The organism is Pseudomonas sp. BS-2016, from assembly GCF_001806145.1.
GTDB lineage: Bacteria > Pseudomonadota > Gammaproteobacteria > Pseudomonadales > Pseudomonadaceae > Aquipseudomonas > Aquipseudomonas lundensis.
Map to the genome: position 1 here is coordinate 1 of NZ_MLCT01000005.1, position 248 is coordinate 248.

The window sequence follows — 248 nt, forward strand, 5'->3', positions numbered from 1 at the left end:
CGGCGGCGTCGATACGTTCGTCGATTAAACCGGCGGCGGTGTAGCGCCAGGTGGTGCAGCGGTTGAGGCCATCGGTGTGGGCCAGCAGTCGGCCTTCTGCGTCGCGGCTGAAGCGTTCTTCGGTGTTGTCCGGGTGGGTGATCAGGATCAGTTGCCCCGCCTTGTACACGTACTCGGTTTTGTTGCCCGCGGCATCGGTGAAGCAGACCATCTGACCGAGGTCGTTGTACTCCCAAACGCTGGTTTTG

The 248-nt window shown here is 61.7% G+C and carries 1 protein-coding gene; it reads right to left on the reverse strand.

Going from position 1 to position 248, the window contains the following annotated elements:
• On the reverse strand, positions 1-248 hold a 248-nt coding region (locus BKD70_RS00065; protein WP_139145771.1), incomplete at both ends, for an RHS repeat domain-containing protein.